This window comes from Nocardia sp. NPDC057353 (assembly GCF_042667085.1).
Lineage (GTDB): Bacteria > Actinomycetota > Actinomycetes > Mycobacteriales > Mycobacteriaceae > Nocardia.
This window is the reverse complement of the sequence record NZ_JBHVAK010000021.1, coordinates 41,435-63,649: the sequence shown is the minus strand read 5'-3', so window position 1 is coordinate 63,649 and position 22,215 is coordinate 41,435. Positions and strand designations below refer to the sequence as shown.

Here is a 22,215-nt window from a genome sequence, read left to right as displayed (position 1 = left end):
CGGGGAAAGATCGGTTTGTCACCCTCCGGGGCGGTCTCCGCACCGGAATATCCCCCGCGACCTGGGGTAGGGCGGCGGTATGGAGCACACTCGCGCACCGCTGCTGGACGCACTGGCCGAGTACCACCACCTCGACCGCTACGGCTTCACCCCGCCCGGCCACCGGCAGGGCCGCGGCGCCGACGACCGCGTGCTCGCCGTACTCGGCCGCGACCCCTTCCGCGCCGACGTCCTCGCCTCCGGCGGCCTGGACGACCGCAGGGCGAGCAACCGCTACCTGGCCGACGCCGAGGAGCTGATGGCCGACGCGGTCGGCGCGGAGACGGCGTTCTTCTCCACCTGCGGCAGCTCGCTCTCGGTCAAGGCGGCCATGCTCGCGGTGGCCGGGCACGACGGCGGGCTGCTGGTCCCGCGGGACGCGCACAAGTCGATCGTGGCGGGGTTGATCTTCTCCGGCGTGCAACCGCACTGGATCACCCCGCGCTGGGACGCCGAGCGCCACTTCTCGCACCCGCCCTCGCCGGAGCAGGTGCGCAGAGCCTGGGACGAGCACCCGGACGCGGCGGGTGCGCTGATCGTGAGCCCGAGCCCGTACGGCACCTGCGCTGACCTGGAGGGCATCGTCGAGGTCTGCCACGAGCGCGGCAAGCCGCTGATCGTGGACGAGGCGTGGGGCGCGCACCTGCCCTTTCACCCCGACCTGCCCACCTGGGCGATGGACGTCGGCGCCGACGTCTGCGTGGTCAGCGTGCACAAGATGGGCGCCGGGTTCGAGCAGGGCTCGGTCTTCCACGCGCAGGGCGACCTGGTGGATCCGGTCCGGCTCAGCGCCTGCGCCGACCTGCTCATGACCACCAGCCCGAACGTCATGGTCTACGCCGCGCTGGACGGGTGGCGGCGGCAGATGGTGCAGCGCGGCCACGAGCTGCTCGGCACCGCGCTGGCGACCGCGAAGCACGCCCGCGCCCGGCTGGCCGAGCTGCCCGGCATCGCCGTCATGGAGGAGATCCTGCTCGGCGACGAGGCCTCGCACGACCTGGACCGCATGCAGGTCCTCCTCGACGTCTCCGAGACCGGGACCAGCGGGTACGCCGCCGCCGACTGGCTGCGCGCGCACCGCCGGATCGACGTCGGGCTCAGCGACCACCGCCGCGTCCTTGCCACGCTCTCCATGGCCGACGACGACCGCACCGTCGACCTCCTGGTCGACGCCGTCGCCGCCTGGCAGCGGCAGCTCGACGACCCGGAGCCGCCGGACATCCGCCTGCCCGCCCCCGCCGAACTCCAGCTCGACTCGGTCATGACCCCGCGCGACGCCTTCTTCGCCGAGGTCGAGGCGGTGCCCGCCGAGCGGGCGGCCGGGCGGATCGCCGCCGAACAGATCACCCCCTACCCGCCCGGCATCCCCGCCGTCGTCCCGGGCGAGCGGCTGGACGAGGCGGTGATCGAGTACCTGCGCACCGGCGTCGAGTCCGGCATGAACGTGCCCGACGCCGCCGACCCGGAGCTGAAACACCTCCGGGTAGTGGTTCATCCTCGAGGATGAGCGTGCCGCCCGCACATCCCTCCGCGGACTCACCCACACCCCCCGGAAAACTGATGTGCCGCCGCGCGACCGCCCCGCAGAATCGAATTCATGAGGGCGACCGAACGGGAACCGGGGTTCGCGGCGCGGCCGGTGCTGCTGGTGGCGGCGGCGGTCGGGCTCGCACACCTGGTGGCCGCGAGCCTCGGCGGCGGTTACTGGTTCGACGAGGCGTACATGCTGGCGATCGGGCGCGAACACCTCGACTGGGGCTCCGCGGACCAACCGCCGATCGCGCCCGCGCTGGCCGCCGCGCTGGACGCGCTCGCCCCCGACCTCATCCCGGTCATGCGCCTGCCCGCCATTCTGGCGACCGCGGCCGCCGTGGTCGTCGCCGCGCTCATCGCTCGCGAGATCGGCGGTGACCGGCGGGCGCAGCTGCTCACCGCGCTGGCCCAGGCGACGGCGCTGTGGATCACCATGGCGGGCCACTGGCTCACCCCGTACACGCTGGAGCCGGTGCAGTGGCTGCTGATCATCTGGCTGCTGGTGCGCTGGCTCCGGCTGCGCGACGACCGGCTGCTGCTCGCGCTCGGCGTGGTCGCCGGGCTCGCCGTGCAGACCAAGTTCCAGGTCGTGCTGCTCTGCGCGGTACTCGCGGCGAGCGTCCTGCTCTGCGGCCCGCGTGAGCTGCTGCGCCGCCCGATGCTCTGCGCGGGCGCCGCGATCGCCCTGCTCCTGGCGCTGCCGACGCTCTGGTGGCAGGCGCGCAACGGCTGGCCGCAGCTGCGCATGGGCGAGATCGTGGCGAGCGAGGCGGACGCGCTCTACGGCGGCCGCACCGGGGTCGCGATCGCGCTGATCGTCATGGCCGGGATCGCCGGGACGGTACTCGCGCTGTACGGGGCGTGGCGGCTGCTGCGCACGCCGGAGCTGCGCTTCCTCGGCGTGACGGCGGTGCTGCTGTACGTGTTCTTCGTGGTCACCGTCGGCCGCCCCTACTACCTGAACGGGCTGTACGGCGCGCTCTTCGCGGCCGGTGCGCTCGGACTGCAGCAGCGCAGGCTGAGCGGGGGCCGCTTCGGCTGGGTGGCCTGGCCCGGTTTCGTCCTCGCCACCGCCGCGGCGGCGGGCATGCTCGCCGTCTCGGTGGTCTCCGCGAAACCCGATGTGCCGCGGACGATCGCGCGGGAGGCGAGCGCCGCCTACGACGCACTGCCCACCGCGGAACGCGACCGGACCGCGGTATTCGGCGAGTCCTACATCGTCGCCGCCTACCTCGACCTCTACGCGCCGACGATCGCCCCCGCCTACAGCACCAACCGCAGCTACGGATACTTCGACCCGCCACCGGATTCCGCGCGCGACGTGCTCTACGTCGGCACTGCCCCGGACGAGCTGCGCCCGCACTTCGCCGACTGCCGGGAACTGCGGCCGGTGGACGAGGAGATGGCGGTGTGGCAGTGCACCGGGCTCCGCGAGCCGTGGCCGGAGCTGTGGCCCCGGCTGCGGCATCTGAGCGTGGGATGACGGCCGATAGCGCCCCCCGACGACATCAGCCCAGGTGTACCGGCAATCGCCTGTGTCCGTTCGAGATGAAGCTCGGCACCCGCCCCAGCTCGGCCTCCGGCACCGCCAACCGCATCTCCGGGAACCGGGCGAAGATCGCGGGCAGCGCGATCTCGGCCTCCAGCCGCGCCAGCGGCGCCCCGAGGCAGTGGTGCGTGCCGTACCCGAAGGACAGGTGCTCCTTGCTCGCCCGGAGCAGGTCGAACTCGTCGGCGTCGGCGCCGTGCAGCCCGGGGTCCCGGTTGGCGGCGGCGTAGGAGGCGAGGATGGCGTCGCCCGCCGCGATCCGCACGCCGCCGACCTCCAGATCCTGCACCGCGAAGCGCAGCGGCAGATGCGCCAGCGGCGCCTCGTAGCGCAGCGCCTCCTCGATCAGGTCGCTCCACGGCACCGCCCCGGTGCGCAGCCGCTCGCGCTCGGTGGGCCGGGTGAGCAGCGCGTGCATGGCCTGGTCGAGCAGGTTGACGGTGGTCTCGTGGCCCGCGCCGATCACCAGCAGCAGGGTGTCGAGCAGCTCCTGCTCGTTCAGCCTGCCGCCGTCCTCGTCGTCCCGGTAGGTGATGAGCAGGCTGGTCATGTCGTCGCCGGGGTGCGCGCGCCGGATCTCCACCAGCTCGGTGAGCAGCCGGTACATCTCCGCGTAGTTGGCCTGCGCGGCCTCCGGCGCGAGCGAGGTGTCGAAGAACCTGTCGACGCACTCCCGCAGCCCGGCGTGCAGCTGCTCCGGCACCCCCATCAGGGTGCTGATCACCCGGATCGGGAGCGGGTAGGCATACCCCTCGCGCAGGTCGACGACGCCGCCCGCGGCGGCAAGCCCGTCCAGCAGCTCATCGGCGATGGCCTGGATCCGCGGCCGCAGCGCGGCGGTGCGGCGGTGCGTGAAGGCGGGCGCCACCAGCTTGCGCAGCCGGGTGTGCTCCTTGCCGTAGGCGGAGAGCATGTTGGTCACCGCGACCCACGGCATCAGCGGCCAGTCCGCCGCGATCTCCCCCGCGATGAACGGGGGCCAGTGCTGCCTGGCGTCCTTGGAGACCCGCGCGTCGACGAGCAGGCTCTTGAGCAGCGCCGCGTCGGTGACCGACCAGGCATGGACGCCGCCGGGCAGCTCGACCCGGACCACCGGGCCGAGCGCGCGGATCCGCGCGATCTCCCCCTGCACGTCGGCGCCGGTCGGGTCGAGGACGAGGGGTGGCTGCTGTGCCATGGCGGGCTCCTCAGAAACTCTGCAGCGGCGGGGAGGGCGGGAAGGTCACCGGCAGCGCGACCAGGGCGCGGTGGAACGGCCCCGGCCGCCACGCGAGTTCGTCGGCGGGCACCCCGAGCGCCAGCTCGGGCAGCGCGTCGAGCAGCAGGTCGATGGCGTCCTGCACGATCAGGTAGGCCACCGATCGGGCCGGGCAGGCGTGCGGGCCCGCGCTCCACGCCAGGTGCGAGCGGTTGTCGGTGTAGCGGCCCGCGTCGATGGCCGGGTCGTTGTTGGAGCCCGCCATGCTGATCAGCACCGGCTGGTTGGCGGGCAGCCAGACGTCGTCGATCAGGATCGGCTGCCGCGGGTAGGTCATGCAGAAGTTGGCCAGCGGCGGGTCGGTGAAGAGCACCTCGTCCAGTGCGTCCCTGGTGGAGAGGCTGCCGCCGAGCATCTTGCCGCCGAACCGCTCGTCGGTGAGCATGAGCCGCACCGTGTTCACGATCAGGTTCATCATCGGCTCGATGCCCGCGCCGTAGAGCGTGACCAGCTGCTGGATCGCCTCGTTGTCGTCGAAACCGGCCGTGTGGTGCACGATCCGGGAGGCCAGGTCGGGGCCGGGTTCGCGGCGCTTGAGCAGGATGAGCTCGTGCAGCCCCGCGGTGAACATCGCCGCGCCCTTCTCGGCGTGCTCGACCTCGAAGACCAGCGCCATGCCCTCGGCGATGCTCTGCCCGATGTCCGGCGGGCAGCCGACCAGCTCGTTGACCACGGCGAAGATCAGCGGGAAGGCGTACTGGCCGACCAGGTCGGCCGAGCCGGTCTCGCAGAAGCCGTTGATCAGCGGGGTGGCGATCCGCTCGACCGCGCGCTGGGCCGCGTGCATGTCCACCTCGGCGAGCGCGGCGACGCTGGCGGCCCGGTACCTGGCGTGCTCGGCGCCCGCGCTGCGCAGCGCGTTCGGCCGCCACTCCAGCATGGGCAGCACCGGGCAGTCACTGGGGGCGTCGCGCTGCCACATGCGCGGGTCGGCCGGGAAGTGGTCCGGGTCGTTGAGGATCCGGACCGCGGTGCGGTACCCGATCACCAGGGTGGCGGCGACGCCGGGGGCGAGCTCCACCGGCACCAGCGAGCCGAACCGCCTGCGCATCTCCTGGTAGGCGTGGTGCGGGTCGGCGGCGAACTCCTCGGACCAGAGCGGATACCGCGGGCCCTCGGTGTCGAACGGTGATCCGTGCGGAACGGGGCACCCGGGTGCGCTCATTGCTGAAACTCCAGACGGTGGAACAGGAACTCGACGAGGGTGATCAGCGAGCGCAGACAGGCGCCGCGGTCCCGGGCGTCGAGGTGGACCAGCGGCGTGCTCGGCGCCAGGTCGAGCGCGTCGCGGACCTCCTCCAGCGGATAACTGCGCGCCCCGTCGAACTCGTTGATCCCCACCGCGTACGGCACCCCGCGCTCCTCCAGCACCGAGAGCACCTCGTCGGCCTTGTCGATCCGCCGCGTGTCGATCAGCACCAGCGCACCCAGCGCGCCCCGCGCCAGCTCTTCCCACAGGGGGACGAACCGCTGCTGCCCTGGGGTGCCGAACAGGTACAGCGCCAACTGCGGGTTGAGCGTGATCCGCCCGAAGTCCATCGCGACCGTGGTGGAGGTCTTGCCGGGCAGCCCCGCCATGTCGTCGACCCCGACGCTGGCCTCGGTGATGGTCTCCTCGGTCCGCAGTGGCCGGATCTCGGAGATGCTGTTGACGAACGTGGTCTTACCGACCCCGAAATTCCCCGCCACCAGCAATTTCACCGACCGCGTCACCGTCTCCGGCACATAGTCGACCGACCGGTCAGGCCGGGAGAGCACGGAGCCCATTGAGCACCTCCTCGAGCAGGGCGATATCCGGGACCGCCTCCAGCGGCCGCGGACTGGACAGGTGCTCACTGTCGAGCAGGTCCGAGACCACGATCTTCACCACCGACGGTGGCATGTCCAGGTACGCCGCGACCTCGGCGATCGACAGTGAACCCTTGGTACTGCAGAGGGAGAGGACGCGGCGGGCGTCCGGCGCCAGCCCGATGGGCGGCTCGGTGCCTGCCACGATCAGCGTCACCAGGTCGAGCAGCCGGGTGGCGCGGGTGCGCCCCCCGGTGCGGACGTAGGCGCGGACCAGGTCGGGGTCGCGGCCGCTCACCGCAGCCCGCCGTCGTCTCTCCGCCGGGGCGCGCTGGCCAGCTCGTGCCCGACCCGAGCGGCGAGCTCGTTCATCCGATGCGCCACCAACCCCACATCGAGATCCGCGGTCGTGGCCACACCCAGCAGCGCGCCCTCGCCCGCCGCGGTGATCATGATCATGCCCTCGTCGTACTCGGTCATGTTCTGCCGCACCGCGTTACCGCTGGAGCCGCAGAACTCACCGAGCGCCTTGCCCAGCGACCGCAACCCCGACGCCGCCGCGGCGAACCGCTCGGCATCGTCCTTGGAAATCCCCGCGCTGTGCGCGATACGCAACCCGTCATCGGACAGCAGCACCGCGAACCGGACCCCGGGCACCTCGAGATCCTCGAGAAGCCACCCCAGTTTGTTGCTGCTGTCGGTCACGCTCGGTGTGCCCATCAGGATGTCGTCCCTTCCGTCTGTTCGGATGCGGCGGCACGGCCGCTCTTGGAACCGGACTGCCACGCCGCCGCGATATCCGGCCGCGCCAACCCGGGATCGGTCCGCGGACCGCTCGTCTTCACCATGGCGGCGACCGCCGCCCGGCGCCTGCGCCGGGGCAGCCCGCCCCCGGCGAACTCGCGCACCTCGGCGTCCTGCTCGGAGCCCGCCTGCGACGGGGCGGGTTCGGCGTTCGGCACCGCGGCCACCACCGGCTCGGCGCGCACCGTGGCGACCGGCTGCGGTGCGGCCGCCTGCTGCGCGCCGAAGCGCTCCGCGGTCCGGCGCGCGCTCGGCGCGGCCGGAATCTCCAGGGGTTCGGGGGCGGGCTCGGCGGCGGGCGGCGGGGTGATCAGCAGCGTCTCCGGGATGTAGACCATGGCCCGCATACCGCCGTACGCATTCGGCCCATCGATATACACCGTGAACCCATACCGACGCGCCAACGCCGCGATACCCGGGAAACCCACCTTCGGCGACGGCCCCAACTGATGGATATCCACCGACCGCTCCCCCGCCAGAACCTGACGCGCCTCCTCCATCTGCTCGGAATTCATCCGAACACCCGCATCATCGACGATCACGGTCACCCCGTGATGCCCCTCCTGAAACCCCACATCCACATACGACGTCGGCGGCGAATACCGCAACGCGTTGTCCAACAACGTCGCAAGGGTATGCACCAACGGCTCCACCGCCCGCGAGATCACCATGCGATCCAACTGATTCGACCGCACCCGCAGATAATCCCGAACACGACCCGTGGCCCCACCCACCACATCGGTCAACGACTGCGACGGCCACCGCCGACCCGGCAACCCACCACACACGATCACATACGACTGCGCCTGCCTGATCATCTGCTGCACCGAATGATCGATCCGCGTCAACGTCGCATACACCTCGTCGTCGCGATGCTCCCGCAACGCCGCCGACACCACCTGGCTCACATCCGCACCCAGGCTCACCACCGACGTCCCGAACGACCGCACGGCACCACTGGTGGCGTCCCGCGCCGAACCACCGACCCGCTCCCGCACCGCCTCCTCGGCGGCTTGGACGGCGATCCGGGTCTTCTCCTCGGTGTCCCGGATGGTCTGCTCCCGCGTTTCGGACTGCAGCATCCGCAGCTCGTCGGCATACCGCTCCGCGGTCCACCGCAAACCTTGCGCGAACCGCGAGTTCTCGGTGCCGGGAGCGACTTCCGGGAGCGGGGCGGGTTCGTGCCTGCGCACCGAGGCGGCCACCGCGGGCAGGGTGTTCGCGGCGAGCCGCTCCAGGGCTTCTTCGTGCTGGCGCTGCTCGGCGACGAGCGCGTCGATACGAGACTGCTTGCGGCGCACGACCTGCACCGCGTAGATCGTGGAAACCGTGACCAGCACGACGGTCACGATCCAGGGAAGCACCACGGCAAAATCTGAACTCATCAGTTCTCTCGTGTTGAGGGACTCGAGGACCGGGGGGATCGGGGCGCCCGGCGAGCCGTGCAATACCCCTGCTGCCGAACGTCTTTGACCGACTACGGCCTGCCACACCGATCCCGGCGATCGGCACACAGTAGCAGTATCACGAAGAAGTCTCGATTCGCGAGATGGCGAACAATTGCGGTCTCCGGAAGGGTTAACAGTGCGCAAAATAATCACGACCGAAGGATTCCGTCCGGTAGCGTTGATCCTTTACCGCCGGGTTAAATGCAGGTAGCCGATCACGTTGCCCAGCAACCCGTTTCGCTGTATCAGACAGTAACCGGCGAACCATGACTCGTCATATGCGGAAATCGCCACGGAAGGCATTGCGGAGCGAACCGAACAATTGTTTATTGTTCCGCTGATCACCTTTAAACCGACCGGTTGCCCTTATTCTCTCCGCACCCATCCGCGTGCCGGAGCGGTTCCGAAGGTGAATCGACAGACGCTGTTCGAACGAAAGGTGATCGATGGGCACCGGCAAGCACAGGGCACCCGCCCCGGCTCGGAGGCGGATGGGCTACGCGGTGGCGGCGGGGGCGGTTCCGGTGGCGCTGTCGCTGGTGGCGACCGGGACGGCGCACGCCGAGCCGGACCGGCAGGTCGCGGCGAGCCACGCCGGGGCGGCGCCGGTCGCCGACGCGGTGGCACCCGCGGGCGGTGAGCAGCCGCAGTCCGTCGAGGTGCCGAACGTGCACCCCTACTACGGGGTGCGCTATCCGGACGAGGTGCTGAGCTCGCTGCAGGGCGCCCGCGCGCTGCCCGACTACGGCTACCTCTCCCCGATCGAGAACCTGCACGGCCCGGCCCCCGCGCAGCCCGTCCCGCCGATCACCCCGCCGCCCGGTGTGCTGCGCTTCGGCGACGTCCAGGTGGAGTCCCCGGAGTGGCTGCCGCGCGAACAGGCCATCCAGATCAACGACGCCGCCGCGAGCCAGGAGGCCGGGCTCGCCACCTTCTTCGACTCGGTGGGGATGGAGCGCACCCGCTCCGACCGGGTCGCGAGCCAGACCGTCGGCTCGGCCGCCGTCGGCGCGGCCGCGGGCGCCGCCTTCGCCGCACCGTTCGGTGTGGTCGGCGCGGCGGCGGGCGGGACGATCGGCGCCCTGGTCGGGGTGCCGTTCATGCCCATCGGGCTGGCCGCCGTCCCGCTCGGCGCCGCCTACGGCGCCGGGCTCATGGTGGCGCCGCTCGCCGCGATCGGCGCGGGGCTCGGCGCCGGGGTCGGGGTGGTGCAGGGGCTGGCCGCGCCGCCGCAGGCGCTCGGGCCCGCCCCGGAGGCCGTCCAGGGCTGAACTCCGCTTTCGCGCGCCGTCACCCGGAGCCTCGGGTGGCGGCGCGTTCTCAGTGCCGCTGGAAGTCGGGGAGCCGCCAGCTCCCGTCGAAGGCGCCAGCCTGCGGGCCGTAGATGCGGAAGTAGCTGAACCAGCCGCGGCCGGGGACGGTGGCGATCCAGCGCTCGGCGCCCTCGGGCGGGGGCTGCGGGCCGAAGAACAGGGTGATCGGTTCGGTGCCGGTCTGCGCGGGCAGCTCGAAGAGCGAGCGGACCGCCGCCCGCTGCTGCGCGGTCGCGATCTGCGAGCGGGTGCCCGCGTCGTAGCCGGTGATGGACCAGAACAGCCCGGCCGGGACGGGGCCAGGCACGGTGAGCGTGTAGTAGCCGCCGCCGTCGAGGAAGGCGCCGGTGCCGTCGCGCAGCCCGAGCCAGTACAGCGACCCCGCGCCCGGTTCGCGGCGGAACATGGCGGGCGAGGCGACGATCGCCTGGCCGAACCAGCGCTCGCGGGCCTCCAGGTCCGGGCCTGCCGGGGTGCGGAAGTCGCCGTTCTCCGCGACCAGCCCGACCCACTCCCACTGCCGGTCCGGCCAGGCGATCCGGTCGGGGCGGTTGCTCGCGAAGGCCGAGACCAGCAGCTGGTCGCGCCCGGTGCGCGCGGCGGCGGTCAGGATCTCGCGCATGCGGTCGTCCGGCGCGAAGGGTTTCCCGCGCTCGATGCCGAGCGCGGCGAGCAGCCCGTACGGGTGGTCGAGGGCGGGGTCGGCCGGTTCCCCGTCGACCGCGGCGTGCAGCCGCTCCCAGAAGCCGAGGTTGTCCTCCCAGCGCAGCGGGGTGCTGTCGAAGTCGCGGTCGGTCACGTCGACGAAGTTCGCGAGCTCCGGCTCGGCGTCGTCGGCGAACCGGTGGATGCGGACATCCCGCAGCGCGCGCATGGCCGCGGCCGCGTCGCCGTCCATCGGCAGCGCGCGGATCGCGACCAGCACCGTGTTCGTGCGCGCGCGGCCGACGTGGTAGCCGGGCGGCACCGAACCCGCGTGGTCCGGCGGCAGGATCAGGTGCTTCCCGCCGTGCCCCTGGTCCGGCCCCGGCAGCCCCATGTCCAGCACCCAGCGCTGGTGGTGGTCGTCGACCAGCCCCACGAACGGCCCCGGCGGCAGCTCCACCACCATCGGGCCGTCGGTGAGGTCGAAGAGCATCGAGCCGTAGGGGGTGTCGGAGTTCAGCGTGAAGCCGAGGTGCCGCGGGCCCGCGGTGAGCACGATCATGTCCTCGCTGGTGCGGATGCCCATGTCGGCATTGCCCGCGAGCATGCCCTCGGTGGAGACCGTCGGGTACCAGGCGCGGTAGGCGAGCACGGCGCGGGCCAGGTCGGCGTCGTCGGCCGCCCGGCCCGCCGCGCCGGGCGCGGGGAATCCCCGGTCGAATCGGTACCCGGCTCGCACGGTTCCGGTCACGGCGGCTCTCCTCACCGGCCCGCCCCGGTGACGCGCCCGATCCCGAGGCTCCCCCCGCCGGTTCGCATGCGCCTCACCCGAATCGGGTGAATTCCGGCTGTAACACCGCACCCCGCGATCCCGACAGTGAACATGAGTGTTCGCAAACGCCGCACTCACCGCAGCGCGCTATCCCGGTCCTGAGACAACGCCTGTCGCACAACCGGATTCGCGGGGGAACGAGGCAGCAGCCTCGACGAAGGAGATCCATCATGAAGCACACGCTCGCGGGCGCGGCCGCGCTCGTCCTGAGCGCCGTCGCGCTCGCCGCCCCGTCCGCCTCGGCCGCCGTCACCGGCATCGCCGTCGCGCCCGGGCTCACCCTCGGCACGCACGACTACGGCACCGGCTGCTCCTACACCGTCACCGCGACGGTCGACGACGACACCCAGCGGGTCTACTTCTTCGAGGAGGGCCAGGGCCCGACCGGCTTCGCCGACGCCGCGCCGGTCGACGGCACCGCCACCGTCACCTGGACCCCGTCCAGGACCGCCACCACCTACATCTACGCCGTCCAGCCCGGGTGGAGTGAGATCCTCCGCTACCCGGTCGACATCGGCACCGGCATCAACCTCGGCTCCGCCTGCGTAGCGCCCTAGAGGCAAGTTCGATGCCGGGTCGCCGGCGCTGGATCCCGCGGGGCGGCAGTTGATGGTCGAGTCGTTCGGGGAGACGCCGGCCGCATTCTTCGGCAAAGCGAACGAGGTCCGGTGGACATTCCGCCGAATTGCACGATGATCTTGCCGGGAATTAACTGTTCTGAGTGGATATTCAATAGCAGATAAAAACATTCCTCGCATGTTGAATCGGCAATTCTGATTCACAGGAAGAAGCGAACGGGCTATATTTCAAACACCCGATTCACGGGGTTCGACATCCAGTCGTTCCATTGCTAGAAATTCCTGGAGATTGCCATGAGATCCACCTCCCTGCTGCGCGCCGGCCTCATCGCGCCGGTCGCCGTCGCCACCGTCTTCTGTCTGGCGGCGCCCGCGAGCGCCAACCCCGTCAGCGTGAACTGGAGCTGCCGGGGCACCGTCTTCGGCATCGGCCAGACCTCGACCATGACCACGTCGGTGACCGGCACCGCGCCGGGTTCGGCGGCGTCGGGCTCCGCGGTGGCCATCACCATCACGCCGGGCGCCTCGTCGGTGCCGAGCTCGGCCTCCGGGTTCACCGTGAACAACATCTCGAACCTGAAGATGACCATCCCGACGCCCGCGAACTCGACCCTGGTCTCGGCCTCCGCCTCCGGCGGCACGGTGGCGGGCACCGTCGCCACCACCGGCGGGAACGTCGTGCTGACCGTGCCGGGGCCGATCCCGGGCGGCTCCAGCTTCACCCCGCCCGCGGTGACCATCAACGTCACCGCAGGCACCCCCGGCACGCCCATCACCAGCAAGTACGCGGGCACCAGCCACGCCAGCCCCGGCATGACCATGACGACCAACGTCGCCTTCGTCGGCAACGTCGCCACGGCGTGCTTCCCGAACCCGTCACCGACCCTCACCACCACGTCGGTCACCTGATTCCCGGCACCCCGGTCCGGGCTGCCCAGCAGCCCGGACCGGGCAGATCAGCCCCCGACAGCGCCTGCCCCGCTTGGTTTTTGACACGTGACGGCCACTTTGTCCGTATTCGGCGTCGCATCGGTCACCGTGTCGTACAGTGCATGTCCGGCGCCGCCACGGCCGCTTCGACGGCCGGTGCGGTGCCCGCTTTCGTGATGTTCGTCAGCCCGCTGTCCGGCCTGCCGACCAAACGATCGACAGGAGTCCCCATGCCTACGTCGAACGCCCGGCCCCGGTCCCTGCCGCACGCGGGGAAGGCGACGACCGGTACCCGCGATTCCGCCAAGCCGCTGTGCCCGAGAACCACCCAGCCCGCCCGGATCTCGGCCGAGCTGAAGCGGGCCCTGGAGTTCTACCACGGCACCGCCGAGGACCTGATCCGGGAATTCATCCGGGTGCTCGGCGTGAACGAGACCGATCGGCGGGCGCTGGAGATCGTCCTGCTGGAGAACGACAAGGCGACGACACCCGGATTGCTGGCGGAGCGGCTCGGCCTCACCGCCGCCGGGGTGACCATCATGCTGAACCGGCTGGAGAAGCAGGGCTATATCGCCCGCACCCTGCATCCGACCGACCGGCGCCGGGTCATCGTGATGGCCACCGAGCTCGCGGCCCACCGCGTGCAGGAGCTCGTCGTCCCGATGATCGTCGAGAGCTACAAGATGCTGTTGAACTCGTACGATTCCGGCGAACTCGACACCATCGCCGATTTCCTGACCCGAGCGGGCGAACTCCAACAAATTCACCGGCAGCGGCTGCGGGACGTCGATCCCTACGCGCGCCCCTGAATCGTCGGCTGCGATCCGGCAGAACCGATCCCCGACGGCCGGTAATTCTGCAATGAGAAAGCAGCGGTCGAATGCACACCATCGACGACGGCGGACATCGATTCCGACGGCAGGTGCCGGGAGTATTGATCGGGGCACTGATCGCCGCGATCGGAATAACGCTCGTGTCCGAGCCGGAAGCAGGCCCACCGGTGCGCGCCGACGATTCGAGCGAACTCGTCGCCTCGGCCTTCGAGCGCACCGCCGTGCGAACCCGGACCACCGTGGAGTCCACGATCCCGCCCGCGAGCGACCCGGGCAGTGTCGTCCCGCCGGGCGACATCGCAGGCGCCGACACCGCCCAGCCCTCCGCCGACCCCGGAACCCAGGCACCGGTTCCGCCGGACCCGCCGCCCGCGATCCCGGCAGAGCCGTCGGCGAGCGCCGGCTTCTCGGCCACCGCCAGCTTCTCGCTCGAGGCCACGTTCAGCGCGCAGGTCACGATCACGTCGACCTCGGTGCCCCCGGAAACCACGACTCCGCCATCGACCACGACGACGACGGCGCCCCCACACACGTCGACTACTTCGACCACACCGAGCGTGGTCACCACACCCGCGTCGCCGACGAGTTCCAGGACACCGACCAGTGCGCAGGAAGAATCGCCGGAGACGCCGGAAAGAGAACAGGGCCGGTATGAATACCGGCCCTGACCTGCGGAAAATGAGTGGAGCTAAGGGGACTCGAACCCCTGACCCCCACACTGCCAGTGTGGTGCGCTACCAGCTGCGCCATAGCCCCGAGATGGTGTGCCTCCGGGCTTCCCCGGCTGCCTGAACGAAGTTACACCACCCGCGCCACCACGGCCAAATCGCCCCCTGACCTGCGCAGTTACCGCGTCAGTTCCACCACCCATTCCGCATTGTTCACGTCGACATCGTTCCCGTCGGCGATCACCGTCGGCGTGCCGACCTTGTCGGAGATGGCGCGCAGCGCCTCCAGGTTGGCGGCGGCGGCGGTGCGGGCGGCCTCGGTCTGCGCGCCGGTGGCGACGCACTGGACCGCGGTGCCGGGGGCACCGGCTTCGCGGGCGATGGCGGCGAGCTCGTCCGCGGTGTGGTCGCTGTCGGCGCTCTCCTCGGGCTGCTCGGCGAGGAACAGCGCGTCGTGGAAGCGGGCGTAGGCGACGGCCTCGCCGCTCTCGGCGACGCAGCGCAGGGCGCCCGCGGCGCGGGAGGAGTAGTCGCCGGAGGCGCTGCGGGAGTCGAGGAAGTTCACCAGGTGGTAGCGCACGGCGAGCGCGCCCTCGTCGACGCGCTGCGCGATCTCTTGGCCGTAGACGCGTTCCAGGACGCCGCAGGCGGGGCAGATGGGGTCCTCGTAGATGTCGACGGTGGCGCGGGCGTCCGGCTTGCCGAGGCGGATGGCATTGCCGTCGATGGCGACCTGGACCGCGGCGTCGCGCACCGAGCCGTAGCCGTCGTTGCGGGTGACGGCGTCCTCGCCGCCGGAGGACCAGCGGTAGGCGGCGAAGACGATGACGCCGATGATCACGACGGCGAGCGCGCCGAGCGCGTACGTGGTGGTGCTGGACATCGGGCGCGGGGTGTAGCCTGCGGACGGTTTGCTCACGGCCTCCACTCTGCCGTATCCGGGCTACCGCGCGCCGCCGTGGCCCCTGAGCTCCTCCGATCCGGCGCGGGGTGGCGGCGCGGCGTCAGCGCCGGAGACCGGGGACGCGGCGGTCTCGGTGCCGGGCGGCATGGGCGCGATGCCCAGCTCTGCGCTCTCGTCCCCCGCGGGGTGGCTCGAAGAGCCTGCCTCCCGGCGCAGTGGCTCGGGGACAAGGAGCCAGAAGACCGCGGCGACGGCGAGCAGCGCGCCGGTGACGGCGAGTCCGACGCCGTAGGAGAGCTGCTGAGCGAGGAAGCCGACCAGGATCGGGCCGAGCACGGTGCCGAGGTCGGCGGACATCTGGAACCCGGCGAGCACCGGGCCGCCGCGCGCCTTGGGGCCGATGATGTCGGCGACCGATGCCTGCAGCGCGGGGCTGAACATGCCGGAGCCGATTCCGGCGACGAAGCTCGTGACCAGCAGCAGCGGGACGGTGTCGGCGAGCGCGAGCCCGCCGGTGCCCGCGGCGCAGATGACCGAGCCGAGGATGAGGAAGGGTTTGCGGCCGAACCGGTCGGAGAGCCTGCCGCTGGCGAAGAGCACGACGGCATTGCCCGCGGCGAAGACGGTGAGCGCGATCCCGGCCATGGCGGGCTGCTGGCCGAGCACCTCGACCACGAGCAGCGGGACCAGCGCCATGCGGACGCCGAAGACGGCGGCGCCGTTGCAGAAGTTGGACCAGAGCACGGCGCGGTACTCGGGGCGGCGCCAGCCGTCGGCGAAGCTCATGGTGCGGTGGTGGCCCGCGTCCACCGGGTTCACCAGGGTGGAGTTGCGCAGCGCCAGGTACACGACGGCGGTGGTGATGAGCAGGGCGATCATGTAGAGCACGAAGGGGGCGCGCAGGCCGAGGCCTGCGAAGAGCCCGCCGATCAGCGGGCCGCCGAGCGAGCCGACCAGGAAGCTCGTCGAGTACAGCCCGGAGACCCGGCCGCGGGCGCCGGGCGGCGACATCCGGATCACCAGCGCCAGCGAGGAGACGGTGAACATGGTGGAGCCGATGCCGCCGAGCGAGCGCAGCACCAGCAGCTGCCAGTAGCTCTGCGCGAGCGCGCTGGCGCCGGTGGAGAGCGCGACCACGAGCAGCCCGCCCAGGTAGACCGGCCGCTCCCCCAGCCGCTGCACCAGCCGCCCGCTCATCGGGGCGAAGAGCAGCCGCATCAGGGCGAAGGCGCTCACGATCGCCGAGGCCGCCGCCACGCCGACGCCGAAGCCGCGGGCGAACTGCGGCAGCACCGGCGCCACCAGCCCGAAGCCGATGGCGATCACGAACGACCCCGCGATCAGGACCCAGATCTCGCCGGGTAGCCGGTCCGGTCTAGCCACCGGACAGCGCCCGGCCCACCATCTCCTCGGCCGCCGCCTGGACCTGCGCGAGGTGCTCGGCGCCGTGGAAGGACTCGGCGTAGATCTTGTACTTGTCCTCGGTGCCGGACGGCCGCGCGGCGAACCAGGCGTTCTCCGTGCTGACCTTCACCCCGCCGAGCGCGGCGCCGTTGCCCTTGGCGCTGGTCAGCACCTCGGTCACGGCCTCGCCCGCGATCTCCCGCTCAGTGATCATGTCCGGTGTCAACCGCTTCAACCGGGCTTTCTGTTCCGCGGTGGCCGCGGCGTCGATCCTGGCGTAGGCCGGGGCGCCGTAGCGCTTCTCCAGCTCGGTGTACCGGGTGGACGGGGTCTGGCCGGTGACGGCGGCGATCTCGGCGGCGAGCAGCGCCAGGATGATGCCGTCCTTGTCGGTGGTCCAGACGGTGCCGTCGGTGCGCAGGAAGGAGGCGCCCGCGCTCTCCTCGCCGCCGAAGGCGAGGCTGCCGCTGAAGAGGCCGGGCACGAACCACTTGAAGCCGACCGGCACCTCGTAGATGTCGCGGCCGAGCACCCCGACCACCCGGTCGATCATGGACGAGCTCACCGCGGTCTTGCCGATCTTGGAGAGCGCGTCCCAGCCGCGCCGGTTCGCCACCAGGTACTCGATGGCGACGGCGAGGAAGTGGTTCGGGTTCAGCAGCCCGCCGTCCGGGGTGACGATGCCGTGCCGGTCGGCGTCGGCGTCGTTGCCGGTGGAGATGTCGTAGTCGTCCTTGATGGAGACCAGGTTCGCCATGGCGTAGCGGGAGGACGGGTCCATCCGGATCTTGCCGTCGCTGTCCAGCGGCATGAAGCGCCAGGTCGGGTCGACCAGCGGGTTCACCACCTCGAGTTCGAGGTCGTAGCGCTGGCCGATCTCCTCCCAGTAGTCGACGCTGGCGCCGCCCATGGGGTCGGCGCCGAGCCGGATGCCCGCGCCGCGGATGGCGTCCAGGTTGGAGACCGAGGGCAGGTCGGCGACGTAGTGCTCCAGGTAGTCGTAGCGCTCGGCCGCGGCCAGCGCGGTGGTGAACGTGGCGCGCCTGACCCCGGTGAGGCCGGCGCGCAGCAGCTCGTTGGCGCGCTCGGCGATGGCGTCGGTGGCGGTGGTGTCGGCGGGGCCGCCGTGCGGCGGGTTGTACTTGAAGCCGCCGTCGCGGGGCGGGTTGTGCGAGGGGGTGACCACGATGCCGTCGGCCTGGTGCTTGGGGTTGCCGCGGTTGTGCCGGAGCACGGCGTGGCTCAGCGCGGGGGTCGGGGTGTAGCGGTCGCGGGCGTCGATCGCCACCGCGACGTCGTTGCCCGCGAGCACCTCGAGCGCGGTGGTCCAGGCGGGCTCGGAGAGCGCGTGGGTGTCCCGGGCCAGGTAGACCGGGCCGGTGATGCCGCGGGTGGCGCGGTACTCGACGATCGCCTGGGTGACGGCGAGGATGTGCGCCTCGTTGAAGGCGGCGTCCAGGCTGGAGCCGCGGTGCCCCGAGGTGCCGAAGACCACCCGCTGGGCCGGGTCCTCCGGGTCCGGCACCCGGCTGTAGTAGGCCGTCACCAGGTGCGGGATGTCCTCGAGGTCGCTCACGCGGGCCGGGCGGCCTGCTCGGTCGTGCGCCATGGTCGGGGCTCCCTTTCGTGTCGGCTGCGCCAGGCTCGTCATCGGGATCACGAGCGCACCCGGCCGCGTGTGGCCGCGTTCGCGGAGGTCATACCCGCGCTCCCTTCCCCGTACCGCCCCCTCGTCTCCCGGCGGCTCCCGATCCGAGCAGTCTACGAAGCGCGGGCGCGCAGCGGGAAAACCGCGTGCGGGCAGCCGCGGATCCAGCGGCGTCGTGGCGTCGGGAGAGCACCGCCCGATGCTATCGGCACGGTCCGACACGACCCCGGCCCCGAGAACCGCACGGTTGGTTCTACCAGCGGAAACAAGCCTGAGGGCGGAACGATCCCCCCGTGTTGACATCCCTCGGGCGCCCCCGTACGAATGCCTGGAGTCCGGCCGAGAAGTTCACGATCATTCCGTTCTATCCCGAGTCTGGAGAAACGATGGCGGTACAGCGGGCAGTCTTCCGAGCGCGATGCGCGGCAGCGCGATTCGTCGGCAGGCAGCGCGGCCCCGACGGAAGGCGCACGGCCCGCGCGGGACTCGTCGGCATCGCCGCGCTGCTCTTCGCCGCCGGGACCGGGCTCGGCGCCGGTCCCGCGGCGGCGGGGCCGATCTACCCGGCGCCGGACCCGGACGCCTTCTACGCCGCCCCCGCCGACGTCGCCCGCTACAACGTCGGCGACGTCATGCGCAGCAGGCAGGTGCCCGCGCCGAACTACCCGGGCGCGACCGCGTGGCAGCTGCTCTTCCGCACCGCCGACTCGCAGGGCGGGCCGATCGGCGCGGTGACGACGGTGCTGCTCCCGCCCGGCGGCGGCGCGAACCGGCCGGTCGTCTCCTACCAGCCGTTCGTCAACGCGCTCGGAACGCGCTGCGCCCCTTCGCACGCGCTCTTCGACGGCGGGCTGCGCGAGGGGCCGGTGCTGAACCTGCTGCTCGGCCGCGGCTGGGCGGTCGCGGTGCCGGACCACCTCGGCCCGAACAGCGCCTACGGCGCGGCCCGGCTCGGCGGGCGGATCGCCCTGGACGGGCTGCGCGCGGTGCAGCGGTTCGCGCCGGTCGGGCTCGGCGGCAGCCCGATGGCGCTGGCGGGGTACTCCGGCGGCGGGATGGCGACCGGCTTCGCGGGGGCGCTCGCCCCGGAGTACGCGCCGGAGCTGCCGCTGGTCGGGGTGGCCCAGGGCGGGGTGCCGATGAACATCGGCAAGCTGGCGCTCGACCTCGGCATGCAGCCGAATCCGCTGTTCGGGTTGGGTTTCGCGGCCGCCATGGGGCTGGAGCGGGAGTACCCGGGGCAGCTGCCGATGGAGGGCATCCTGAAGCCCGCGGGCGCCGACCTGCGCAACAGGATCGCGAATGCCTGCACCGACGAGATCATCGCGGCGGGCGCGAACCGCAGCCTGCCCGACGTCTTCTCCGGCCCGCTCGACGCCGACCCGGACACCGTGCGGATCCTGCACGAGAACAGCCTGGAGACCTTCCCCGGCGTGCCGCGGGTGCCGACCTACATCTGGCACGGCACCAACGACGCCGTCTCGCCGCAGCTGGTGCGCGAGGTCGCGGGCCGCTACTGCGGGTCGGGCACCACGGTGCAGCTGGACATGCTGCCCGGCACCGACCACGGCACCGCCATCCCGGAGGGCAGCGCGCGCGCCTTCGACTTCCTGGCCGACCGCTTCGCCGGAGCACCCGCGCCCGCCAACTGCTGACGCCGACCACGAAGCCCCGGACCGGCCGGTCCGGGGCTTCGTCGCGTCGAACTCAGTGCGCGAGAACGGGTTCGCCCTCCGCGGGGGCCGGGACGGTGTTCGGCATGAGGACGCCGACGATCACCGCGCCCGCCGCGAAGATCGCGGTGGCCCACCAGAAGCTGGTGGTGTAGCTCTCGATCGCGGACTGCGCCACCGCCTCGGGGGTCATCGCGCGCCCGGCCAGGTAGTCCGTCGCCGCCGAGGCCGCGATGGTGCTGAGCAGCGCGGTGCCGATCGAGCCGCCGACCTGCTGGCTGGTGTTGATGGTGGCCGAGGCGACCCCGGCGTCGGCGTGCCCGACGCCGGAGGTGGCGCCCTGGAAGGCGACCGACATGGCGCCGCCGAGGCCGAGCCCCATGATCACCAGCGCGGGCAGGATGTCGGTGGCGTAGCTCGAATCGAGCCCGATCCGGGTGAGCAGCAGCATGCCGAGCGCGGCGATCGTGAAGCCGCCGCTGACCACGACCTTGGGCCCGACCCGCGGCAGCAGCACCGAGGGCGCGGTGGTGGAGGAGATCACCATGCCCGCGACCATCGGCAGGAAGGCGAGACCGGTGGTGATCGGGGTGTAGCCGAGGGTCAGCTGCAGGTAGTAGGTGAGGAAGAGGAAGATCGCGAACATCCCGATCCCCATCACGAAGACCGTGAGGTAGGAGGCGCCGCGGGTGCGGTCGAGCACGATCCGCAGCGGCAGCAGCGGGTGCGCGACCCTGGTCTGCAGCCACACGAAGAGCGCGAGCAGCACCGCGCCGCCCGCCAGGAAGGCGACCGTGAGCGGGTCGGACCAGCCCTCGGACTCGGCGTGCGAGAAGCCGTAGACGATGGCGAAGAGCGCGGCGGTCACGCTCAGCGTGCCGGGCAGATCGAGCCGCGGGCGCTCGGTGGTCACGTGCTTGGCGAGCAGCAGCACCGCGCCGACCAGCGCCACGGCGGCGAAGCCGAGGTTGACGAACATCACCCAGCGCCACGAGGCCCACTCGGTGAGCGCGCCGCCGAGCAGCAGCCCGATGGCGCCGCCGGTGCCCGCCACCGCGCCGAAGATGCCGAAGGCGCGGGCCCGCTCGGCGGGCTCGGTGAAGGTGACGGTGAGCAGCGAGAGCGCGGCGGGGGCGAGCAGCGCGCCGAAGACGCCCTGCCCGACGCGCGCGGCGACCAGCATCTCGAAGCTGGTGGCGGCGCCGCCGATGGCGGAGGCGACGGCGAAGCCGATGAGCCCGGTGATGAAGGCGGTGCGCCTGCCGAAGAGGTCGCTGAGCCTGCCGCCGAGCAGCAGCAGGCTGCCGAAGGCGAGCGCGTAGCCGGTGATCACCCACTGCCGATCGCCGTCACCGAAACCGAGGTCCGCCTGCGCCGCGGGCAGCGCGATGTTCACGACGGTGGCGTCGAGCACCACCATCAGCTGGGCGATGCCGATGACGGCGAGCACCCACCAGCGGACGGCGGCCGAGCCGCGCCTGCCGGTCTCCGCGGCGGCCGGAGCCGCGGATTCGATCGTGGTCGTCATTCTTCTCCCCTGGGGATCGGAGCGGAGTGGTAGATGTGGAGGTATCGCCTCCACTTACGTGGACACTATCACCATAACGGAGATGCCGCCTCCACTTAATCCCGCGCGTTGATAGAATGGGTTTGTGAGCCCCACCACGTCGACCTCTCCCAGCCATGCCCCCCGCCGCCTCCGCGCCGATGCCGTGCGCAATCAGGAGCGCATCGTCGCCGCCGCGCGCGAGCTCTTCGGTGAGCGCGGGCTGGAGATCTCGCTGGACGACGTGGCCGAGCGCGCCGGCGTCGGGGTCGGCACCGTCTACCGCCGCTTCGCGAGCAAGAAGGAGCTCATCGTCCAGGTCTTCGCCCAGCAGATGGACGAATTCGTGGCCGCCGCCGAGACCGCAGCGGCCAACCCCGATCCCTGGGCGGCGCTGGTCGAGTTCTTCGAGTACGCCTGCAGGCACCTCGCGGGCAGCCGCGGGCTCAGCGAGGTCATCCTGGAGCTCGACGACCAGATCGAGCGCTTCCACGCCATGCGCGAGCGCATGCAGCCCCCGCTGAACCGGCTCGTCGAGCGCGCCCGCGCCACCGGCGACCTGCACCCCGACGTGCAGCCCACCGACCTCTTCGCGCTGGTGCACATGATCGACGGCTTCGCCGAGTTCTGCCGCCCGGTCGCCCCGGAGACCTGGCGCCGCTACATGGCGGTGGCGCTCAACGGCGTACGCGGCGACGGCACGGCACGGCTCCCGCTCTGTGAACCGGCACTGACCGAGGAGCAGGTCGAGCAGGCCAAGGGCAAGAACTGCGCCCCGCAGCGCCGATAACTTCGGACTATCCGAGCGAATACCTGGCGACT

The 22,215-nt window shown here is 71.6% G+C and carries 20 protein-coding genes and 1 tRNA gene; 9 read left to right on the top strand and 12 right to left on the bottom strand.

Going from position 1 to position 22,215, the window contains the following annotated elements:
- Positions 1-79: 79 nt before the first annotated feature.
- Positions 80-1,546, top strand: a complete 1,467-nt coding sequence (locus ACFUUZ_RS13665) for an aminotransferase class I/II-fold pyridoxal phosphate-dependent enzyme (protein WP_378695842.1) — start codon at positions 80-82, stop codon at positions 1,544-1,546.
- 90 nt (positions 1,547-1,636) lie between these two features.
- Entirely contained in the window at positions 1,637-3,055 is a 1,419-nt protein-coding gene (locus tag ACFUUZ_RS13660) for a glycosyltransferase family 39 protein (protein ID WP_378695840.1), read from the top strand.
- Between the two features lie 25 nt (positions 3,056-3,080).
- Here ACFUUZ_RS13660 and ACFUUZ_RS13655 read toward each other — a convergent pair whose 3' ends face one another.
- Genes ACFUUZ_RS13655 through ACFUUZ_RS13630 form a run of 6 tightly spaced genes read right to left on the bottom strand, consistent with a single transcriptional unit; the run spans position 3,081 to position 8,320 of the window.
- Positions 3,081-4,298: a cytochrome P450 gene (locus ACFUUZ_RS13655; protein WP_378695838.1), complete on the bottom strand. Its 1,218-nt coding sequence runs from the start codon at positions 4,296-4,298 to the stop codon at positions 3,081-3,083.
- Between the two features lie 10 nt (positions 4,299-4,308).
- Positions 4,309-5,544 carry a cytochrome P450 gene (locus tag ACFUUZ_RS13650; RefSeq protein WP_378695836.1) on the bottom strand — a complete coding sequence of 412 codons (1,236 nt, stop codon included), beginning with the start codon at positions 5,542-5,544 and terminating at the stop codon, positions 4,309-4,311.
- Complete coding sequence (locus ACFUUZ_RS13645; protein WP_378695834.1) at positions 5,541-6,146, bottom strand: ATP/GTP-binding protein; 606 nt, start codon at positions 6,144-6,146, stop codon at positions 5,541-5,543. Before ACFUUZ_RS13645 ends, ACFUUZ_RS13650 begins: the two co-directional genes overlap by 4 nt.
- Positions 6,121-6,465 carry a DUF742 domain-containing protein gene (locus tag ACFUUZ_RS13640; RefSeq protein ID WP_378695832.1) on the bottom strand — a complete coding sequence of 115 codons (345 nt, stop codon included), beginning with the start codon at positions 6,463-6,465 and terminating at the stop codon, positions 6,121-6,123. Before ACFUUZ_RS13640 ends, ACFUUZ_RS13645 begins: the two co-directional genes overlap by 26 nt.
- Positions 6,462-6,887, bottom strand: a complete 426-nt coding sequence (locus ACFUUZ_RS13635) for a roadblock/LC7 domain-containing protein (RefSeq protein ID WP_378695830.1) — start codon at positions 6,885-6,887, stop codon at positions 6,462-6,464. Before ACFUUZ_RS13635 ends, ACFUUZ_RS13640 begins: the two co-directional genes overlap by 4 nt.
- Positions 6,887-8,320, bottom strand: coding sequence for a sensor histidine kinase (locus ACFUUZ_RS13630; protein WP_378695828.1), 1,434 nt, complete (start codon positions 8,318-8,320; stop codon positions 6,887-6,889). Before ACFUUZ_RS13630 ends, ACFUUZ_RS13635 begins: the two co-directional genes overlap by 1 nt.
- Before the next feature lie 545 nt (positions 8,321-8,865).
- Here ACFUUZ_RS13630 and ACFUUZ_RS13625 point away from each other — a divergent pair.
- Positions 8,866-9,690: a hypothetical protein gene (locus ACFUUZ_RS13625; RefSeq protein WP_378695826.1), complete on the top strand. Its 825-nt coding sequence runs from the start codon at positions 8,866-8,868 to the stop codon at positions 9,688-9,690.
- 49 nt (positions 9,691-9,739) lie between these two features.
- On the opposite strand, the gene ACFUUZ_RS13620 is transcribed toward ACFUUZ_RS13625, so the two are convergent.
- Complete coding sequence (locus tag ACFUUZ_RS13620) at positions 9,740-11,128, bottom strand: DUF1254 domain-containing protein (RefSeq protein ID WP_378695825.1); 1,389 nt, start codon at positions 11,126-11,128, stop codon at positions 9,740-9,742.
- A gap of 251 nt (positions 11,129-11,379) precedes the next feature.
- Here ACFUUZ_RS13620 and ACFUUZ_RS13615 point away from each other — a divergent pair, with 251 nt between their 5' ends.
- The 4 genes from ACFUUZ_RS13615 (at position 11,380) to ACFUUZ_RS13600 (ending at position 14,218) form a co-directional block, all read left to right on the top strand.
- Positions 11,380-11,766, top strand: a complete 387-nt coding sequence (locus tag ACFUUZ_RS13615; RefSeq protein ID WP_378695823.1) for a hypothetical protein — start codon at positions 11,380-11,382, stop codon at positions 11,764-11,766.
- Between the two features lie 315 nt (positions 11,767-12,081).
- Positions 12,082-12,696 (top strand): hypothetical protein, encoded by a 615-nt coding sequence (locus ACFUUZ_RS13610; protein WP_378695821.1) that lies wholly within the window; start codon positions 12,082-12,084, stop codon positions 12,694-12,696.
- A 251-nt stretch (positions 12,697-12,947) separates the two neighbouring features.
- Complete coding sequence (locus tag ACFUUZ_RS13605; RefSeq protein ID WP_378695819.1) at positions 12,948-13,526, top strand: MarR family winged helix-turn-helix transcriptional regulator; 579 nt, start codon at positions 12,948-12,950, stop codon at positions 13,524-13,526.
- A gap of 71 nt (positions 13,527-13,597) precedes the next feature.
- A complete protein-coding gene (locus ACFUUZ_RS13600; RefSeq protein ID WP_378695817.1) occupies positions 13,598-14,218 on the top strand; it encodes a hypothetical protein in 621 nt (206 codons plus the stop codon).
- A gap of 15 nt (positions 14,219-14,233) precedes the next feature.
- Here the strand turns inward: ACFUUZ_RS13600 and ACFUUZ_RS13595 are convergent.
- From ACFUUZ_RS13595 to pgm, 4 genes are all read right to left on the bottom strand, one after another.
- Positions 14,234-14,306, bottom strand: a tRNA-Ala gene (locus ACFUUZ_RS13595).
- 90 nt (positions 14,307-14,396) lie between these two features.
- The gene (locus ACFUUZ_RS13590) at positions 14,397-15,101 is read right to left on the bottom strand and encodes a DsbA family protein (protein ID WP_378695896.1); all 705 of its coding nucleotides are present in this window, start codon (positions 15,099-15,101) and stop codon (positions 14,397-14,399) included.
- Positions 15,102-15,161: 60 nt separating this feature from the next.
- The gene (locus tag ACFUUZ_RS13585) at positions 15,162-16,505 is read right to left on the bottom strand and encodes an MFS transporter (protein WP_378695816.1); all 1,344 of its coding nucleotides are present in this window, start codon (positions 16,503-16,505) and stop codon (positions 15,162-15,164) included.
- Positions 16,498-18,135 carry a phosphoglucomutase (alpha-D-glucose-1,6-bisphosphate-dependent) gene (pgm, locus tag ACFUUZ_RS13580; protein WP_378695814.1) on the bottom strand — a complete coding sequence of 546 codons (1,638 nt, stop codon included), beginning with the start codon at positions 18,133-18,135 and terminating at the stop codon, positions 16,498-16,500. Before pgm ends, ACFUUZ_RS13585 begins: the two co-directional genes overlap by 8 nt.
- 425 nt (positions 18,136-18,560) lie before the next feature.
- On the opposite strand from pgm, the gene ACFUUZ_RS13575 reads away from it, so the two are divergent.
- On the top strand, positions 18,561-19,829 hold the full coding sequence (locus ACFUUZ_RS13575) for a lipase family protein (RefSeq protein WP_378695812.1): 1,269 nt from the start codon (positions 18,561-18,563) through the stop codon (positions 19,827-19,829).
- 52 nt (positions 19,830-19,881) lie between these two features.
- Here ACFUUZ_RS13575 and ACFUUZ_RS13570 read toward each other — a convergent pair whose 3' ends face one another.
- Complete coding sequence (locus ACFUUZ_RS13570) at positions 19,882-21,375, bottom strand: MFS transporter (RefSeq protein WP_378695810.1); 1,494 nt, start codon at positions 21,373-21,375, stop codon at positions 19,882-19,884.
- Between the two features lie 124 nt (positions 21,376-21,499).
- Between ACFUUZ_RS13570 and ACFUUZ_RS13565 the strand changes: the two genes are divergently transcribed.
- On the top strand, positions 21,500-22,183 hold the full coding sequence (locus tag ACFUUZ_RS13565) for a TetR/AcrR family transcriptional regulator (RefSeq protein ID WP_378695808.1): 684 nt from the start codon (positions 21,500-21,502) through the stop codon (positions 22,181-22,183).
- The last annotated feature ends 32 nt before the right edge of the window (positions 22,184-22,215 follow it).

Coding starts and splice junctions, on each gene's coding strand:
- ACFUUZ_RS13605 (WP_378695819.1), top strand. CDS start 12,948: ATGCCTACGTCGAACGCCCGGCCCCGGTCCCTGCCGCACGCGGGGAAG.
- ACFUUZ_RS13655 (WP_378695838.1), bottom strand. CDS start 4,298: ATGGCACAGCAGCCACCCCTCGTCCTCGACCCGACCGGCGCCGACGTG.
- ACFUUZ_RS13660 (WP_378695840.1), top strand. CDS start 1,637: ATGAGGGCGACCGAACGGGAACCGGGGTTCGCGGCGCGGCCGGTGCTG.
- ACFUUZ_RS13665 (WP_378695842.1), top strand. CDS start 80: ATGGAGCACACTCGCGCACCGCTGCTGGACGCACTGGCCGAGTACCAC.
- ACFUUZ_RS13615 (WP_378695823.1), top strand. CDS start 11,380: ATGAAGCACACGCTCGCGGGCGCGGCCGCGCTCGTCCTGAGCGCCGTC.
- ACFUUZ_RS13600 (WP_378695817.1), top strand. CDS start 13,598: ATGCACACCATCGACGACGGCGGACATCGATTCCGACGGCAGGTGCCG.
- ACFUUZ_RS13575 (WP_378695812.1), top strand. CDS start 18,561: ATGGCGGTACAGCGGGCAGTCTTCCGAGCGCGATGCGCGGCAGCGCGA.
- ACFUUZ_RS13590 (WP_378695896.1), bottom strand. CDS start 15,101: ATGTCCAGCACCACCACGTACGCGCTCGGCGCGCTCGCCGTCGTGATC.
- ACFUUZ_RS13570 (WP_378695810.1), bottom strand. CDS start 21,375: ATGACGACCACGATCGAATCCGCGGCTCCGGCCGCCGCGGAGACCGGC.
- ACFUUZ_RS13650 (WP_378695836.1), bottom strand. CDS start 5,544: ATGAGCGCACCCGGGTGCCCCGTTCCGCACGGATCACCGTTCGACACC.
- ACFUUZ_RS13645 (WP_378695834.1), bottom strand. CDS start 6,146: ATGGGCTCCGTGCTCTCCCGGCCTGACCGGTCGGTCGACTATGTGCCG.
- ACFUUZ_RS13610 (WP_378695821.1), top strand. CDS start 12,082: ATGAGATCCACCTCCCTGCTGCGCGCCGGCCTCATCGCGCCGGTCGCC.
- ACFUUZ_RS13635 (WP_378695830.1), bottom strand. CDS start 6,887: ATGGGCACACCGAGCGTGACCGACAGCAGCAACAAACTGGGGTGGCTT.
- pgm (WP_378695814.1), bottom strand. CDS start 18,135: ATGGCGCACGACCGAGCAGGCCGCCCGGCCCGCGTGAGCGACCTCGAG.
- ACFUUZ_RS13625 (WP_378695826.1), top strand. CDS start 8,866: ATGGGCACCGGCAAGCACAGGGCACCCGCCCCGGCTCGGAGGCGGATG.